We start from the raw sequence: 15593 nt of genomic DNA, 5'->3' as shown, positions 1-15593 counted from the left end.
GAGGTCGCCACGAGTAAGCCCTACTCAGAACCGCGTCCTTGTCATCGGCGCCAACCCCGTCTTCCCGCCCGAGCGGCGGCCGGCTCCCTGCGGCGGGCCGCCAAGATGGCCAGCGCCGCCAGCAGCGCGGTCACGGCCACCGACACCGCGAGCGCGGTCCACGTGGCCGTGTCGGGGTGGATCAGCGACTGACCGCGTAGCGCCTGCCACGCCGTGATGGCGAACAGCGCGGCATAGCCCAGGATGACGACCCCGGTCAGCTGGGCGCGCGTGCGTTCGCCGCGCAGCCAGCTGATCCGGGCCGCGAGGGCGGTGAGAACCAACACCGCGAGCACGAACAGCTGCATGGAGTGCAGGCTGATGAAGTGCGGGACGCGCAGGTCGCCACCCACGGTGCTCCAGTTCGTGATCGGCATGCCGTCGCCGTCGGGCACCCCCACCCCGTGCCCCCCGACCAGCGAGACCGGGTTCCCGTAAGCATCCTCGACCATCCGGGGCGTCCTCGTGGCCGACCCGACCATGAAGGACGCCAGCCCCATGCCCATGACGGCCAGCCCGATCCCGGCACGCAGGGCCCAGGTGAGTGCCATTTCACCGATTCGCTGGAACAGCAGCATGACAGCGATGAGAAGGTTCGCCCCGAACAACCCGACCACGCCGGTGGAGAAGACCACCTGTCCGATCACGTTGAACGTATCGGTGCCGGTGTTGAAGTGGCTGTAAGTGCCGCGAGCGGCCTGTACCGCGATGAAGCCGACGTCGATCAGCCCGGCGACGGCCAAGGCCGTTCCGAGGGTCCACATCGTGCGCTTTGCCTTGCGAAGCTTCGGCAGCAGCCAGGCGAGCGTCGCGCCATGGATGACGAACGACACCCCGAACTTCAACGGCTTCACCCAGATCGACTGCTGCATGAGCTCGCGACCGTCTGCGAGGAGGCCGAAGATCGCGACGACGATGAGCGCGGACATCGCCGCCACCATGATCATCAACGGTCGATGCCACGACCGCACTTCGGCGAACGAGATGGGCATCGGGTCCTCTGGCCGGCTCATGCGGCACCCGCCTGTCGCAGCAGTGCGTACGGTGTATCAAGTGTCATGCGTACAGAGTAGCTATCGCGCCTAGAAAAGCCGGGTTATTCTGCTGGTTTAGCCCACGAAGTGAACTAGTACTGCGATGAGTGGACTAGTACACTTCTCGGGAGGTAGCGACCTCACCTACGAATCGGGGGCACCCATGTCGCAGCGACCGGACCCGCCATACCAGCGGATCGTCGCGGAGATCCGTACCCGGATCCTGACCGGCGACCTAAGGCCCGGCGAGCGGATGCCGTCCATCCGGCAGATCGCTCAGCGATGGGGTGTCGCGGTCGCGACCGCGACCAAAGTGATGGCGACGCTCCGCGACGACGGGCTGGTCGAGGCGAAGGTCGGTTCCGGCACGGTGGTCAGCCTACGCGCGAGCCGGCCGCAGCCGGCCGGCCCCAGCACGCCACTGAAGCCGCGGCAGGGCGGCATCACCAAGCTGAACCGGAAGCAGGTTCTCCGTACCGCCATCACGATCGCCGACGCCGAGGGACTCGACGCCGTCTCCATGCGGCGGCTCGCGGCCGAGCTCGGTGTCGGTCCGATGTCGCTGTACCGGCACGTGGCGAACAAGGACGAACTGGTGACGCAGATGGTCGACGAAGCCTTCGGCGAACCGGATCTGCCCATCCCGGGGCCGGAGGGGTGGCGAGCCAAGCTCGAACTGATCTCCCGCAGTCAGTGGGAGCTGTGCCGGCGACACCTCTGGCTGCCGAGGGCCATCTCGTTCACTCGACCGTCGCTCGTCCCCAACATGATGGAACACACCGAGTGGACCCTGCGCGCGCTCGACGGGCTCGGGCTGCCCCTGGCGACAGGGATTCAGGAGGCGCTCACGCTGCACACACTGGTCCTCACCATCGCTCTGTCCATGGCGGATGAGGTCGAAGCGGAGCAGGAGACCGGTGTGACGCTCGACCGGTGGTGGCTGGCCCAGCGGAAGCGAACCGACGAGCTCCTCCACAGCGGACGGTTTCCACTGCTGGCCGCGATTCCAGAGGAAGCGGCGTCGGACCTGAACGGCCTGTTCGAGTACGCCCTCGCACGCCATCTCGACGGTTTCGCCGCCCTGGTGGCGGACCAAGCCCGAACGCGGTCATGAGGCCCCGATGATGGCAACGAATCCGAGTCGCGGTTAAAGCTCGTTCAGCGCTTGCATGGCGTCCCGCTCGATCCGCGCAAGGTCGTGGAGGATGGCGCCGGCTTGCTCAAGGTGCGCCGCGTCGCCGCTCTCTCCGGCCTTCGCGATCAGGTCGGCCACGGTCGTCCACAGTGCGGCGGCCTCGGCGTACAGCCGGTGACCTCTGCGCAGACGGTCATCGTCGACGAGCTCGGCGCACTCGCCGAGGAAGTCGCGGTAGAGGGCGCGGAACAGGGCGCCGCCGGTGCCGGCCTTCTCCATGAGTACGGCGGCTTGCGGCAGGTCACGCTGCGGATCGTCGGTGCGCAGCAGCCACTTGGGCACCTGGTTCGCGGCTTTTTCGATGCCGCGGTGGCCCAGGTTCGCGATGGGCGGGGCGAGGAAGGCGTCGGCGCAGGCTTTGATCGCGGGGATGATCTGGTCCTGCCAGGCTGGCGCGTGCGCCGGCAAGGTGATGGAGAACGAGCGGTTCCTGGCCGTCATCGGGCCTCGTTCGGCCCGCGCCATGGCCAGGCCGGCCCGGCTCGTACGTACGGCTCCTCCCTGCTGCGCGGTGTCCACCAGGTAGGCGTCGTGCTCGTCGTAGCCGTACATGGCGACGACGTGGCCGCCGAAGTGCACCTTGGACCGGAAGTAATCCAGGTGGAAGGAGTCGAGCTGGAGGCCGACCGGCCGACCGGCGTCGATCTGGGCGGCCACGTTCTCCCATGCCTTGCGTAGGGAGGTGGTCTCGTCGACGGACAGTGTCAGCCCGAGCCTCGCAGCCAGGTTTCTGGTGAGCTCAAAGGGCTTGACGCGCCCTCCGAGGAAGGGGAACGGCATGCCTTTGCTGTCCCAATAGATGAAGGACAGGCCCGAGCCGAGCCCGAACAGCATGGGCTCGGACAGATCAAGTCCCTCATGCCGCAGCAACACTCCCAGGGCCGTCGTCTCACAGTGCTGCGAGCCACGGTCCTTGACACCGTGCACGATGGTCATGTCGCTCTCCTCGGTAGCCGGCGATCGGCGTGTGCGGGGCCGCTGTCTGAGCGGAACGCCGGGAGCAGCATGAGGTCTCCCACTAAGGAAGAGTCAAGCCGTTCGCGGGTCCGGTGCTCGGGCCGAGAACGGCCGAAGCTGCTCACGGCGATGGCAAAAGACCCGGAGCGGTGGGCGTGCTGAACGTGCCTTCCCGGCGTACCGTGTGCCAGCGCAGCCGTACGCCCAACACCGCGGTCGCCAATGACTGGATTACCACGAGATACAGGAGCTGGCGGTAGACGAACTGCTGCAAAGGCAGCACCCACAGGGCCGAGGCGCGCTCGCCGTCCAGGCGGAGCGCGTACCAGCCGGTCAGTGCCTGTACCACGACGAACCCGGCCCACACCGCGACCACCGGCAGGGGATCGCTCACGGCCGTGCTGTAGATCGCCATGAGGTCGACGACGGGTGCGAGCAGCGGCAGCAGCACCTGGAACAGCGCCAGGTAGCCGAGGCAGCGGCGACCGAACGGGTCCTGGTCGAGTACGGCGCGCCGATGCTTCCACATCGCCTGCATGGTGCCGTAGCACCAGCGGTAGCGCTGCTTCCACAGCTGGCCGAGCGTGGTCGGGGCCTCGGTCCAGGCCAGGGCCTTCTCCTCGTAGACCACGCGCCATCCGGCCCGGCACAGTGCCATCGTGAGGTCGGTGTCCTCCGCCAGCGTGTCGGTGCTGACGCCGCCCAGGGCCACCAGCGCCGGAACGCCCCGATCGCGCCCGGTACGGTCGCCATGCAGTCGAGCTGCTCGAAGGCACGCCTGTCGAGGTTGAACCCGATGACGTACTCGATGTGCTGCCAGCGGCCGATCATGCCTCGCCGGTTGCCGACCTTGGTGTTGCCGCTCACCGCGCCGACCGTGGGGTCGGAGAGCTGGCGTACCAGGTGGCCGATCGTCGCGGGTTCGAAGACGGTGTCGCCGTCCACCATGATGAGCAACTCGTGCCCGGCCTCCGCGATGCCCGTGTTGAGCGCCGCGGGTTTGCCTCCGTTGGGCTGCCGGATCACCCGTACGTTGGGCAATCCCAGACCTGTGGCCAGCTCGGCGGTCGCGTCGGTCGAGCCGTCGTCGATGACGAGGATCTCCAACCGGCCCTGGTAGGCGGTGTCGGCCAGCGAGCGTACCGTCGCCTGGATCCCCGCCGCCTCGTTGTAGGCGGGCACGATCACCGTCACCGGCGGGGGCGCGGGCCAGGCGGGCGCGCGTCCCCTTCGCCGCTTTCCCCCTCTCGTACGGCGGGCGTGCACCCACGCGAGCACGGCGAAGAAGACCAGTCGCGCCAGCGTGAGCGCGCCCGCGGCGACGAGCACCCACAACAGCGCGTCGGTGAACCATCCGGATGCGCGCTGGGCCAGGTTCAGCGCCGAGCCGACGAACCGGTCCGCTCCGCCGGCCTGCTGCTGTGCCGACGGCATGCCGAGGGCCTTGGTCACCGTGACCGCCCGGTAGCCCTTGCCCGCGAGCTCCTTCAGGACCAGATCGACGGCCTCGACGGTCTGCCGCCTGTCGCCACCCGAGTCGTGCATCATGACGACCGCACCCCGGCCCCCGGTAGGTAGGGACGAAGTCACGATCTTCCGCGTGCCGGGGCGGCTCCAGTCCTTGGTGTCGAGATCCGCCAGCGTGACGAGGTACCCCTCGGCCGCCAGCGCCTTCATGCTCTCCCACTGCGGGCCCGTGATCGCTTCAGGAGTGGAGGAGTACGGCGGGCGGACCAGGGCGGTGTGCAGCCCGGTCGCTCCCGCCAGGGCCTTCTGCGTCAGGGACAGTTCCAGCCTGAGCCGCCAGCCGGGAACCGTCGCCAGCTCGGCGTGCGTGTAGGTATGGCTGCCCAGCTCATGGCCTTCCGCGACGATCCGCCGAGTGAGTTCGGGGTATTTCGCGACCTTCGAGCCGACAACGAAGAACGTCGCCGTGGCACCGTGCTTCTTCAGAGCGTCGAGCACCGTCGGCGTCCAAGCGGGATCCGGGCCGTCATCGAAGGTGAGAGCGATCGTCTTGTTCGGCAGGTGCGCGCTGGAGGGCTCGCTGCCTGTGAGGTTCAGCACGGGTCCGCCGCGCCGCATCTCCGCGAGCTGCGGGGAAGGGTGGTCGGTGGCGGGCGGAGCGGTGCGCGTCTCGCCGACGACGTTGGTCACGTACCCGTTGAGTACGAGGGCGCCGGCCGCCAGCAGCATGCCGATGGCCAGCAGGAACCAGTGGCCCCTCGGATCGGCCCGTTTGGCGGGAGATGGCGTGAGGGCGGGCGGTCGGGCCTGCTCAGCCGGACGCGCCCGCTGGACCGAAGCGGGATCCTGCCAGGCGGAGACCGCCGGGCGCGGCCAGACCTGCTGGTCCTGGTGGGCCCTGTCCTGGTCGGCGAGGCCGCTCATTTCTTCGGCCCCTTTGTCCGGTCCGGGTCGAGCCCCGGTGGCGTCCTGCTCTGGCCGGGCGGCAGCTCGGAGGGCTCGGCTACGGGTTCGGCTGTGGGCTCGGTGGTCGGCGCCGGTTCCGGTGCCGTGCTCGGCTTGACGCTGGGTGACGATGACGGGGTCCGTACGGTCTCCGGGTCCTTCGACCGTACGGCGGACCGGGTGCTGCTTGGAGTGGGACGCGCAGAGATGCGGGTCATCAAGGGGGTGGGCCGCTTGGTCCGGCTCGCCCGAGGCGTCGGTGAACGATCGGGCGAGGCCGTGCTGCCCATCCCGCCCTTGTGATCGCCTGGCCATCCGGTCACCGACAGCGTCGTGTTGGACAACAAGCCGCCGATGACGACCGCGAGCAGTGCGATGGCCAGCACGCTGGACGCGATCGAGCCGATCATGATCAGCCGTCGCCGGCGACCGCTCTGGTCGACGAAGACGGCTGTCGTGTGGCGATGCTCAGGAGACACATCGGGAAATGGTAGTGACCAGATGTAACTTGTGGGGAAATTGTGTGATTTGGGCAGATCGCTCAGCGGCGTCTGAGCCGTACAGCGGCGCGGAAGCCCTGGTGGAGGCGGCCGCCTTCGGTGGCGGTGACCGGGGCCATCGCCCACGGCTGGGCCGGGCCGAGCAGGGCCGCGTCCACCGCCGCGCGCATTGACGAGCCGGTCACGATCGGCCCGTGGTTCTGCAGGAGCGCGGCCCGGAACGGGAAGTCGAGCCGTTCCAGTTCCGAGGCCTGGGTCGCGTCCCCCGGAGCGGCGTACCCGATCAGCGGTGTCTGCCGGTCGGGGTCCTCTCGCCAGCTCGCCGTGACGAAGCCGATCAGGTCGGCGACGACGCCTTCGAAGTCGCGGCGCAGCGCCACCGGATCGAGGCATCGGTGGGGAGCGCCGGGCGGGCTGCCTTCGAGTGCCTGTACGTCAGGTTCAAGTCACGCGAGAGGGGATGCAGCCACCCAGACGGGATGGCGCTTACCGTCGCCTGGAGTGGGCGCGTAAGAGCTCCTAGCGGAATGATCTTCAAAGAGTGAGGACGAGGCGGCCGCGGAGCCCGCCCTTTTCGAGGCGTCCGTGGGCGCCGGCGACTTGGTCGAGGGGCATGGTCTCGGCCACGCGTAGCGTGAGGGAGCCCGCTTCGACCAGAGCGGCAAGCCTGGAAAGGAGGACGCCGTCAGCGCGAATCCAGTGGTTGAAGACCCGGATGCCGCGCAGCGGAAGCGGCGCCCCACCCGCCACCAGCGCGGCGAAGGCGCCCCCCGAGCGGACCGCGTCGAGGGCGGCCGCTCCGACCACGGCGGCGTCCAGTGCCGCGTGCACGCCCCCCGGAACAAGGGAACGGACCGCCTCGCCGAGCCGTGCCGTGCGTGGTACGAACAGTTCGGCGCCGAGCTCGCGCACGAGGGGTTCGTCGTCGGCTCCGGCGACCGCGACCACCCGGAGCCCGCGCGCGACGGCCAGTTGGATCGCGAAGCCGCCGACGGCGCCGGCCGCCCCGGTCACCAGCAGCGTCTGCCCGTGGTCCAGGTCGAGGCCGTCGAGGGCTTGTGCGGCGGTGAGACCGTTCAGGGGCAGCGTGGCCGCTTGTACGGGCGAGACGCCCGCAGGCGCGGCTGTGACCGCGTCCGCGTCGAGGACGACGTGTTCGGCCTGAGTGCCGAGCGGCACGTCCAGCCGGTCGGACAGGCCGATCACCCGCTGCCCGCGCTCCAGACCGGTGACGCCTGGGCCCGTCTGCTCGATGGTTCCGGCCACGTCCCATCCGATGCCGATCACGTCCCGTACCGGCAGCAAGCCCGCCTCGGTGAGCGCACCGGAGCGAGTGGCCAGATCGACCGGGTTGACCGTCGCGGCCTCGACCCGGATCAGGACCTGTCCTTCTGCCGCGACCGGCGTCGGCACGTCCGCGATCTGCAGAACTTCAGGCCCGCCGAAAGCGCGGACGACAACTGCGCGCATGAGATCTCTCCAAGGTTCCCAAGGGGTTTCAGGACGTGAACGACCCTACGGAGAGTTGCTCTCTAATGGGAAGTACGCACCTCGAGGTGCCTAACGTACGGACAGGAGTGCGATGACCGCCCGCACCGCCGCTCAGCAGCGTGAGCGGACGCGGAGCGCTTACGACACCTACGACAACCGGCCTTGCGAAGAGTGTCCAGGGCGTCGGCTGCGCAGTAGTCGCATAACTCTGCCGAAACCTTGACGCAACATAGGCTTCCGATCCATAGTGAGCCAGTCAACCCATAAGCGCGTCTCTGGAGGTCTTATAGCAGCCAAAAATGTTAGCGCTAACAAAATAACCTCCTTTCCGTCCCTGTCGCGATGTCGCAGGTCGGTAGGCATGTCGCTGTGCGCACGGCCGCACGGCGGCGTCCTTCGCATCTTTCGTTGGTGACCTGTGCCTGGAATATAGCGACGCCCCCTGAAAGGCAGAGGTTCAATCATGATTGTTCGGTCCCCATTACGGCGGCTTAAAAAAGTACTGCTTTCCGCGGGTGCGGCCGTCGCGCTCGCCGCCGGCCTCCTGGCCGGGGTCTCCACGCCGTCCCAGGCCGCGACGTCGCTGTCGTGTGACATCTACGCCGCCGGCGGCACCCCGTGCGTCGCGGCGCACAGTACGACCCGCGCTCTGTACGGCACCTACAACGGATCGCTCTACCAGGTGCGCCGTTCCTCGGACAACACCACCAGGAACATCGGCGTCCTCAGCGCGGGCGGCTACGCCAACGCCGCCACGCAGGACTCGTTCTGTGCGGGTACGACCTGCCTCATCACCATCATTTACGACCAGTCTGGCCGGGGTAACAACCTCACCCAGGCGCCCCCCGGCGGGTTCTCCGGCCCGGCGCCGGGCGGGTACGACAACCTCGCGAACGCGACCGCCGCGCCGACGATGATCAACGGGCACAAGGCGTACGGCGTCTACGTGGCTCCCGGCACCGGCTACCGCAACAACAACACCAATGGCGTCGCGAAGGGCGATCAGCCTGAGGGGATGTACGCGGTCTTCGACGGCACGCACTACAACGGCGGCTGCTGCTTCGACTACGGCAACGCCGAGACCAACAGCCGTGACAACGGCAACGGCACCATGGAGGCCATCTACTTCGGCAACATCAAGGTGTGGGGCTACGGCACGGGCAACGGCCCCTGGGTCATGGCCGATCTCGAGAACGGCCTGTTCTCCGGAGTTAACCCGGGTTACAACGCGAACGACCCCACCGTGAACCACCGGTATCTGACCGCCATCATCAAGGGCGAGCCGAACCACTGGTCGATCCGGGCCGGCAACGCGCAGTCGGGCAACCTGTCGACGTACTACAACGGAGCGCGCCCCAACGTCGCGGGCTACAACCCGATGAAGAAGGAAGGCGCCATCATCCTCGGGATCGGCGGCGACAACAGCCACGGCTCCGCCGGCACCTTCTATGAAGGCGTGATGACGTCCGGCTATCCGTCGGACGCCACCGAGAACGCGGTCCAGGCCGGCATCGTCGCCGCCGGATACTCGCCGTCGAGCGGCGGCAACCCCGGCGGAACGCTCACCCCCGGCTCGTCCATTTCGCTGCGCGCTACGACGTCCTGCTGCACCGACCGCTACATCCGGCACCAGAACGACCAGGTCATCACGTCGGGGATCACCTCGGCCAGCTCGTCTCTCGACAAGAGCGACGCCTCGTGGATCGTGCGCGCCGGTCTGGCCAGCGGATCGTGCGTGTCCTTCGAGTCGAGGAACTACCCCGGCGACTACCTGCGACACCAGAACTACCAGCTGTACCGGCAGCACAACGACGGCAGCTCACTGTTCGCAGCCGACGCCACCTTCTGTCCGCAGACCGGCAAGAGCGGTCAGGGCACCTCGCTCGCCTCGTACAACTTCCCGAGCCGGTTCATCCGCCACTACAGCAACATCGTCTACATCGCCAGCAATGGCGGCTCGAACACCTTCGACAGCGCCACCTCATGGGCCGACGACGTGAGCTGGATCGTCGAACAATCCTGGGCATAGATGTCGGCCATCTGAATGGAGCCGTCCCCGGTCCTTGGGGGCGGCTCCTCGCCGTTCTCCCAGACCGTCGCAGGTGAAAGTTTCGGACTTGCGGCGACGGGATGGGCGGAAATGGACGGTCACCTTCACGCTGCCGGCCGGGCATACGGTGACCGGCTCGTGGAACGGCGCCCTCACCGTCAGCGGACAGACCGTGACCATCAGAAACGTCGCCCACAACGGCACCCTCCCCCCCCCGGAGCCAGCGCCACCAACGCCGGATTCCAGGCGAGCCGCCTCAACGGCGACACCGCACTTCCGTCCGGATACACCTGCGCCTGACAACCGAGGACCTACTTACGAGACAGCCGCGCTGCCAGGATCCGAGCGCGGGCGAGCTGGACGTTGCGCGCCTGGCCGGCGGCGAACCCGGCCAGGAGCCACGGCGCCGTCAGGTCGAGCCGGTCGCTCATCCGGGTGCCGGTGCCGTCCGGTTCGAGGTCGAAGCGGTAGGCCATGCGAATGCGTCCAGGGCTCCGCACCTCGCCGTGGACGGACAGTCCGTTCGTGTGGAGGGCCACGTCGATCGCGTTGTCGTAGGTGAAGATCCGCAAAAACCGGAAACGCTCCACCGCTATGTACCGGATCACGCCGGCCTCGGAGCGGTCCACATCGCTGACGGCGACCACGAGGGGGGACAGGCCGATGTAGCTCTCCGGAGTCGTCAGGTGCTCGAACACCTTCTCCGGTGTGGCGTCCACGTGAAATTCGTGGGTCAGCACGCTGCTCGACACCTGGCCTCCCGTACCTGCGAGTTCTGTCCGAGAATTGTGGTCAGATTTCTTACCGCCGGGAAGCGCGGAATGATCACGAACGTCACCTGGGATGATCAGCACGATCACTGCCACCCCCTCAGCATCCCGGGAGCACCCTTGTCCAAGCGTCGTGGCTTGACTCTGTCCGCGGCCCTCACCGCGCTGTTCGTGTGCGTCGCCATCCCCGGTGCAGCAGCGGAACAGCAGACAGAGGATCCGACATATCCGGGGCCGGTCTACAAGACGGTCACGGACAAGAGCGGGCTGCTGTCCCTGCAGACCAATGGGCGGCCGGACGGGCGGGACATGGTCTTCCGGATCTCGGGAGCCGTCTACGCCAACATCGAGGGCAACGCCTACGATCCGCAGCTGCGCCATGGCCAGAAACTGTTCAACATCGAGGGCTACAACATCCGGCGGCTGTACCGGGCGCCCGGCACCACGCAGCTCTACCAGCTCTCCCGCGAGATCGTCTTCTACACCGACCCCGCCGACCCCACGAAGATCCTGCGGGAGTGGAAGAACCCGATCGACCAGCGCACCTACCCCGTCGTCCCGATCAACAACGACACGGTGAACTTCGGCCCGTTCAACGTCACCTCCTCCTACGTCGGCCCGCCCCTGCGGCAGATGCACGACGAGACCGAGTGGACCAGCGACATCCCGGTACGCACCGACTTCGGGGCCACGTTGGGCGAGCAGTTCGGCCTGGTGAACGGCGTCTACGCGGCCCAGGAGATGTTCGACTTCTACGTCGACGATCGCGAGGTCGCGGCCCGTACGGTCGCGGGCACCGTCCCCAAGGGCGCCATGGACACCAAGATCAGCTGGGCCAGGACGAGCCCGTGGGCGCCGTTCATGTGCCTGCCGGAGACCGGCGTCCGCGGCCAGCTGACCTACCACGCCCGCAGCTGGTCGCTGGATTCCTACCTGGACATCGAGCCGTGGCTGCGGGCGGAGGTCGACGCCGCCTACCCGCTCTTCAAGGCCGCTCCCACCGCGCCCGGCCCGAGCGAGAACTCCTGGAGCTCCTTCTACAACAAGCAGCTGGGCAAGGGCGCCACCACGTGGTCCGGCTGGTGCGCCGCCAACGGAAAGGGCTGACCTTCCGCGAGCCGCATTGCACTCTGGCAACAGCCCGGCACAGGGTGTCTGCCCCTTGGGTTCAATGCCCCAACAGCCTCACGGGACGGAATAGGCTCATGCGTGCAGTCGGGCCGGGGCGCAACGTTAGGGGAACGGGTGAGCAAGTCCTTCGTACATCTGCACGTCCACACTGAGTACAGCATGCTTGACGGGGCGGCGAAGATGAAGCCGCTGTTCAAGGAGGCCGCCCGCCTCGAGATGCCGGCGATCGCGATGTCCGATCACGGCAACATGTTCGGGGCGTACGAGTTCCAGAAGGTCGCCAAGGACAGCCCCGTCAAGCCCATCGTGGGCATCGAGGCCTACGTGGCGCCGGAGAACCGGTTCGTGAAGAAGCCGGTCTTCTGGGGGTCGCGAGCTGAGACCGGTGTGGCGGACGGCGAAGGCGGCAAGGACGTCTCCGGCGGTGGCCGGTTCACCCACATGACCATGTGGGCCAAGGACGCGAATGGACTGCGCAATCTGTTCAAGCTGTCGTCCTTGGCCTCGTTCGAGGGCTACTACTCCAAGCCCCGGATGGACCAGGACCTGATCTCCCAATACTCGAACGGCATCATCGCCACCACCGGCTGCCCGTCCGGTGCGGTGCAGACCCGGATCCGGCTCGGTCAGTACGACGAGGCGGTCAGGGTCGCCGGCGAATACCAGGAGATCTTCGGCAAGGACAACTACTTCCTGGAGCTGATGGACCACGGCATCGACATCGAGCGGGAGGTCCGGGCCGACCTGCTGCGGCTGGCCAAGCAGCTCGACATTCCGCTGCTGGTCACCAACGACAGCCACTATGTGACCGAGGACCAGGCCGACGCGCACGACAGCCTCCTGTGCGTCGGCGTGGGCAAGAACAAGGACGACCCCAACCGGTTCCGGTTCAACGGGTCGGGCTATTACCTCAAGAGCGCTGACGAGATGCGCAGGCTGTTCGCCGACCTGCCCGAAGCGTGTGACAACACGCTGCTCGTGGCCGAGATGGTGGGCGACTACAGCGATGTGTTCGCGTACGTGGACCGGATGCCCCAATATCCGGACGTCCCCGAGGGCGAGACGCAGGAGTCCTGGCTGCGCAAGGAGGTCGAACGCGGCCTGGAGATGCGTTACGGCACCCCCGTCCCGGCCGAGGTCATGGAGCGGTACGAGACCGAGATGAAGGTCATCGGCCCGCTCGGTTTCTCCTCCTACTTCCTGGTCGTCGCCGACATCTGCCGGCACGCCCGCGACAACGGCATCGCGGTGGGGCCCGGCCGTGGTAGCGCCACCGGCTCGATCGTCGCCTACGCGACGCGCATCACCGAGCTCGACCCGTTGGAGCACGGCCTGCTGTTCGAGCGGTTCCTGAACCCCGAGCGCATCAGCCCGCCCGACATCGACCTCGACTTCGACGACCGCCAGCGCGACCGCATGGTCCAGTACGTGACCCAGAAGTACGGCAGCGAGGCCACCGCGCAGGTCAACACCTTCGGCACGATCAAGGCGAAGGCCGCCGTCAAGGACGCCTCCCGCATCCTGGGCTACCCGTTCGTGATGGGCGACAAGATCACCAAGGCGATGCCGCCGGACGTCATGGGCAAGGGCGTCCCGCTGGCGGACATGTTCAACGAGGACCACCCCCGTTACGTCGAAGGCGCCGAGATCCGCGCCCTGTACGAGAACGACCAGGACGTGCGCAAGGTGATCGACACCGGCCGCGGCATCGAGGGTCTGATCCGTGGCACGGGCGTGCACGCGGCGGCGGTCATCCTGTCCTCGGCGCCCCTGCTGGACCTGATCCCCATGCACATGCGGGACAAGGACAAGGTGATCATCACCGGGTTCGACTACCCGAGCTGTGAAGACATGGGCCTGATCAAGATGGACTTCCTGGGCCTGCGCAACCTGGGCATCATCGACCACGCCATCAAGATCATCAAGCAGAACCGGGGCGTGGAGCTCGACACGCTGACGCTGCCCCTCGATGACAAGACCACGTACGAGCTGCTGGCCCGCGGCGACACCCTGGGCGTCTTCCAGCTCGACGGCGGCCCGATGCGGCAGCTGCTGCGGCTGATGGAGCCCACCCGGTTCGAGGACATCGCCGCAGTGCTCGCCCTCTACCGGCCTGGCCCGATGGCCGCCAACGCGCACACCAACTACGCGCACCGCAAGAACGCCCGCCAGGACATCGAGCCCATCCACCCCGAGCTCAAGGAAGCGCTCGAACCCATCCTCGGCCCCACCTTCCACCTGCTCGTCTACCAGGAGCAGATCATGGCCGTGGCCCGTGAGCTGGCGGGCTACACGCTGGGCGGCGCCGACCTGCTGCGCCGGGCCATGGGTAAGAAGAAGAAGGAGATCCTGGACGCCGAGTACGCCAACTTCCAGGCGGGCATGCGCGCCAACAACTACAGCGACGAGGCGATCCAGGCGCTGTGGGACGTCATGCTGCCGTTCTCCGGATACGCCTTCAACAAGTCCCACACCGCCGGATACGGTCTGGTCGCTTACTGGACCGCCTACCTGAAGGCCAACTACCCGGCCGAGTACATGGCCGCCCTGCTCACCTCAGTGGGTGACGACAAGGACAAGGCCGGCGTCTACCTTGCCGAATGCCGCAAGATGGGCATCCAGGTCCTGCCGCCGGACGTGAACGACAGCCAGCTCGACTTCGTCGCCGTCGGCGACACCCAGGTGCGCTTCGGCATGGGCGCGGTCCGTAACGTCGGGGAGAACGTGGTGGAGGGCATCGTCAAGGCCCGCGCCGAGAAGGGCCGCTACGAGCACTTCAATGACTTCCTCAGCAAGGTGCCGTTGACGGCCTGCAACAAGCGGGTCATCGAATCGCTGATCAAGGCGGGCGCGTTCGACTCGCTCGGCCACCAGCGCAAGGCCCTGCTCATGGTGCACGAGCAGGCGGTCGACTCGGTCATCGACATCAAGAAGAACGAGGCCCACGGCCAGGACTCCCTGTTCGGCGGCCCGAGCGACGACGAGGGTGAGGCGGCCTTCTCCGTCCAGATCCCCGACATGGAGTGGGACAAGAAGACGCTGCTGGACTTCGAGCGGGAGATGCTCGGCCTGTACGTGTCGGACCACCCTTTGGCGGGCACCGAGCGGCTGCTGGCCCGCAACCGGGACACCACCATCGCCGAACTGCTCGAAAGCGGCCGTGACGACCGCGGTGACGTACGGGTGTGCGGTCTCATCACCAAGGTCGACAAGCGGGTCAACAAGGCCGGCAACGTGTGGGCGATCGTCACCGTCGAGGACATGGACGCGGCCATCGAGTGCCTGTTCTTCCCCAAGAGCTACGAGCTGTACGCCCCGGAGCTGCGCGGCGACGTCGTGGTGTCGGTCGGCGGCCAGATCAACAACCGGGACGGCGCCATCAGCGTCTTCGCGCAGGATCTCACGCCGCTCGACGTGTCCGGCATCACCAGCGATTCCGGACATCCCGTCACCATCCAGGTCCGCGAGGAACGCCTCACGCAGCAAGTCGTGGAAGAGCTCCGTAACGTACTGAAGCTGCACCAGGGCAACGTGCCGCTGCGGATCAACGTGCAGCGGCTGAGCGGGAAGACCCTGGTGTGCGCTCTGCCGGAGTTCTCGGTCAACGCCGAGCCGAGCTTCGCCGCGGACGTGAAGCAGCTGTTCGGGCCGGAAGCCATCATGCTGTGACCCAACGGCGGATCGAGGTCGTCTCGACTGCGGAGCCGGCCAGGTGCCCGCGCTGCGAAGGCGAAGCGCTGCTGTCGGCGCGGGTACCGTACGGCTGGGCCAACGCCGGCGGAGGGTGGGTGCACGGCCGTACCGGGGTCGTGCTCTGCCCTGCCTGCGACGAGAACACGCCGCACGCGGCGCCGCTGATCACGTGGTTCCACGTCCACGGCAAGGCCGACCATGGGGACGAGGAGCTCGCGCTGCTGCTGGCGGCGTGGGCCCGGAACGTGTCGGTGCCCCGCTTGGACGAGCAGGCGTGGAAGGCCGAGATCGGGCGGTGGCGGCGCGGCGACCTGTAGGGCG

General features: G+C 67.5%; 12 protein-coding genes and 2 pseudogenes. 6 read left to right on the top strand and 8 right to left on the bottom strand.

The features are described from left to right. Positions 1 to 41: 41 nt before the first annotated feature. On the bottom strand, positions 42 to 1052 hold the full coding sequence (locus tag LDL49_RS25750) for a hypothetical protein (protein WP_225294180.1): 1011 nt from the start codon (positions 1050 to 1052) through the stop codon (positions 42 to 44). 184 nt (positions 1053 to 1236) lie between these two features. On the opposite strand from LDL49_RS25750, the gene LDL49_RS25745 reads away from it, so the two are divergent. Continuing rightward, positions 1237 to 2187: a GntR family transcriptional regulator gene (locus tag LDL49_RS25745; RefSeq protein WP_225294178.1), complete on the top strand. Its 951-nt coding sequence runs from the start codon at positions 1237 to 1239 to the stop codon at positions 2185 to 2187. 33 nt (positions 2188 to 2220) lie between these two features. Here the strand turns inward: LDL49_RS25745 and LDL49_RS25740 are convergent, their stop codons facing one another. The 6 genes and pseudogenes from LDL49_RS25740 to LDL49_RS25720 form a co-directional block, all read right to left on the bottom strand. Beyond that, on the bottom strand, positions 2221 to 3204 hold the full coding sequence (locus tag LDL49_RS25740; protein ID WP_225294175.1) for a BtrH N-terminal domain-containing protein: 984 nt from the start codon (positions 3202 to 3204) through the stop codon (positions 2221 to 2223). A gap of 142 nt (positions 3205 to 3346) precedes the next feature. Beyond that, the gene (locus LDL49_RS59865; protein ID WP_504854017.1) at positions 3347 to 3883 is read right to left on the bottom strand and encodes a glycosyltransferase family 2 protein; all 537 of its coding nucleotides are present in this window, start codon (positions 3881 to 3883) and stop codon (positions 3347 to 3349) included. A gap of 131 nt (positions 3884 to 4014) precedes the next feature. After that, a pseudogene (locus LDL49_RS25735) lies at positions 4015 to 5310 on the bottom strand (polysaccharide deacetylase family protein); the annotation flags it as partial. A gap of 302 nt (positions 5311 to 5612) precedes the next feature. Next, on the bottom strand, positions 5613 to 6116 hold the full coding sequence (locus tag LDL49_RS25730) for a hypothetical protein (RefSeq protein ID WP_225294173.1): 504 nt from the start codon (positions 6114 to 6116) through the stop codon (positions 5613 to 5615). Positions 6117 to 6178: 62 nt separating this feature from the next. Next, positions 6179 to 6517, bottom strand: coding sequence for a class II aldolase/adducin family protein (locus tag LDL49_RS25725; RefSeq protein WP_225294171.1), 339 nt, complete (start codon positions 6515 to 6517; stop codon positions 6179 to 6181). Positions 6518 to 6671: 154 nt separating this feature from the next. Then, positions 6672 to 7607: an NADP-dependent oxidoreductase gene (locus LDL49_RS25720; RefSeq protein ID WP_225294169.1), complete on the bottom strand. Its 936-nt coding sequence runs from the start codon at positions 7605 to 7607 to the stop codon at positions 6672 to 6674. 484 nt (positions 7608 to 8091) lie between these two features. Between LDL49_RS25720 and LDL49_RS25715 the strand changes: the two genes are divergently transcribed. Then, positions 8092 to 9657 carry an alpha-L-arabinofuranosidase B gene (locus LDL49_RS25715; protein ID WP_225294167.1) on the top strand — a complete coding sequence of 522 codons (1566 nt, stop codon included), beginning with the start codon at positions 8092 to 8094 and terminating at the stop codon, positions 9655 to 9657. 73 nt (positions 9658 to 9730) lie between these two features. Then, a pseudogene (locus tag LDL49_RS57115) lies at positions 9731 to 9832 on the top strand (hypothetical protein); the annotation flags it as partial. Positions 9833 to 9989: 157 nt separating this feature from the next. Here the strand turns inward: LDL49_RS57115 and LDL49_RS25705 are convergent. Next, the gene (locus tag LDL49_RS25705) at positions 9990 to 10430 is read right to left on the bottom strand and encodes an SRPBCC family protein (RefSeq protein WP_225294165.1); all 441 of its coding nucleotides are present in this window, start codon (positions 10428 to 10430) and stop codon (positions 9990 to 9992) included. Between the two features lie 156 nt (positions 10431 to 10586). Here LDL49_RS25705 and LDL49_RS25700 point away from each other — a divergent pair, with 156 nt between their 5' ends. The 3 genes from LDL49_RS25700 (at position 10587) to LDL49_RS25690 (ending at position 15589) form a co-directional block, all read left to right on the top strand. After that, on the top strand, positions 10587 to 11555 hold the full coding sequence (locus LDL49_RS25700) for a DUF1838 family protein (RefSeq protein WP_225294163.1): 969 nt from the start codon (positions 10587 to 10589) through the stop codon (positions 11553 to 11555). Positions 11556 to 11693: 138 nt separating this feature from the next. Beyond that, a complete protein-coding gene (gene dnaE / locus LDL49_RS25695) occupies positions 11694 to 15248 on the top strand; it encodes a DNA polymerase III subunit alpha (RefSeq protein WP_225294161.1) in 3555 nt (1184 codons plus the stop codon). Further along, positions 15245 to 15589 (top strand): DUF6300 family protein, encoded by a 345-nt coding sequence (locus tag LDL49_RS25690; RefSeq protein WP_225294159.1) that lies wholly within the window; start codon positions 15245 to 15247, stop codon positions 15587 to 15589. The genes dnaE and LDL49_RS25690 overlap by 4 nt, the downstream gene beginning before the upstream one ends. Positions 15590 to 15593 lie beyond the last annotated feature (4 nt).

Source organism: Nonomuraea aurantiaca, from assembly GCF_020215705.1.
Classification (GTDB): Bacteria; Actinomycetota; Actinomycetes; order Streptosporangiales; family Streptosporangiaceae; genus Nonomuraea; species Nonomuraea aurantiaca.
Note: the sequence above shows the minus strand (reverse complement) of the source record. Positions and strands in the feature narration are given on the sequence as shown.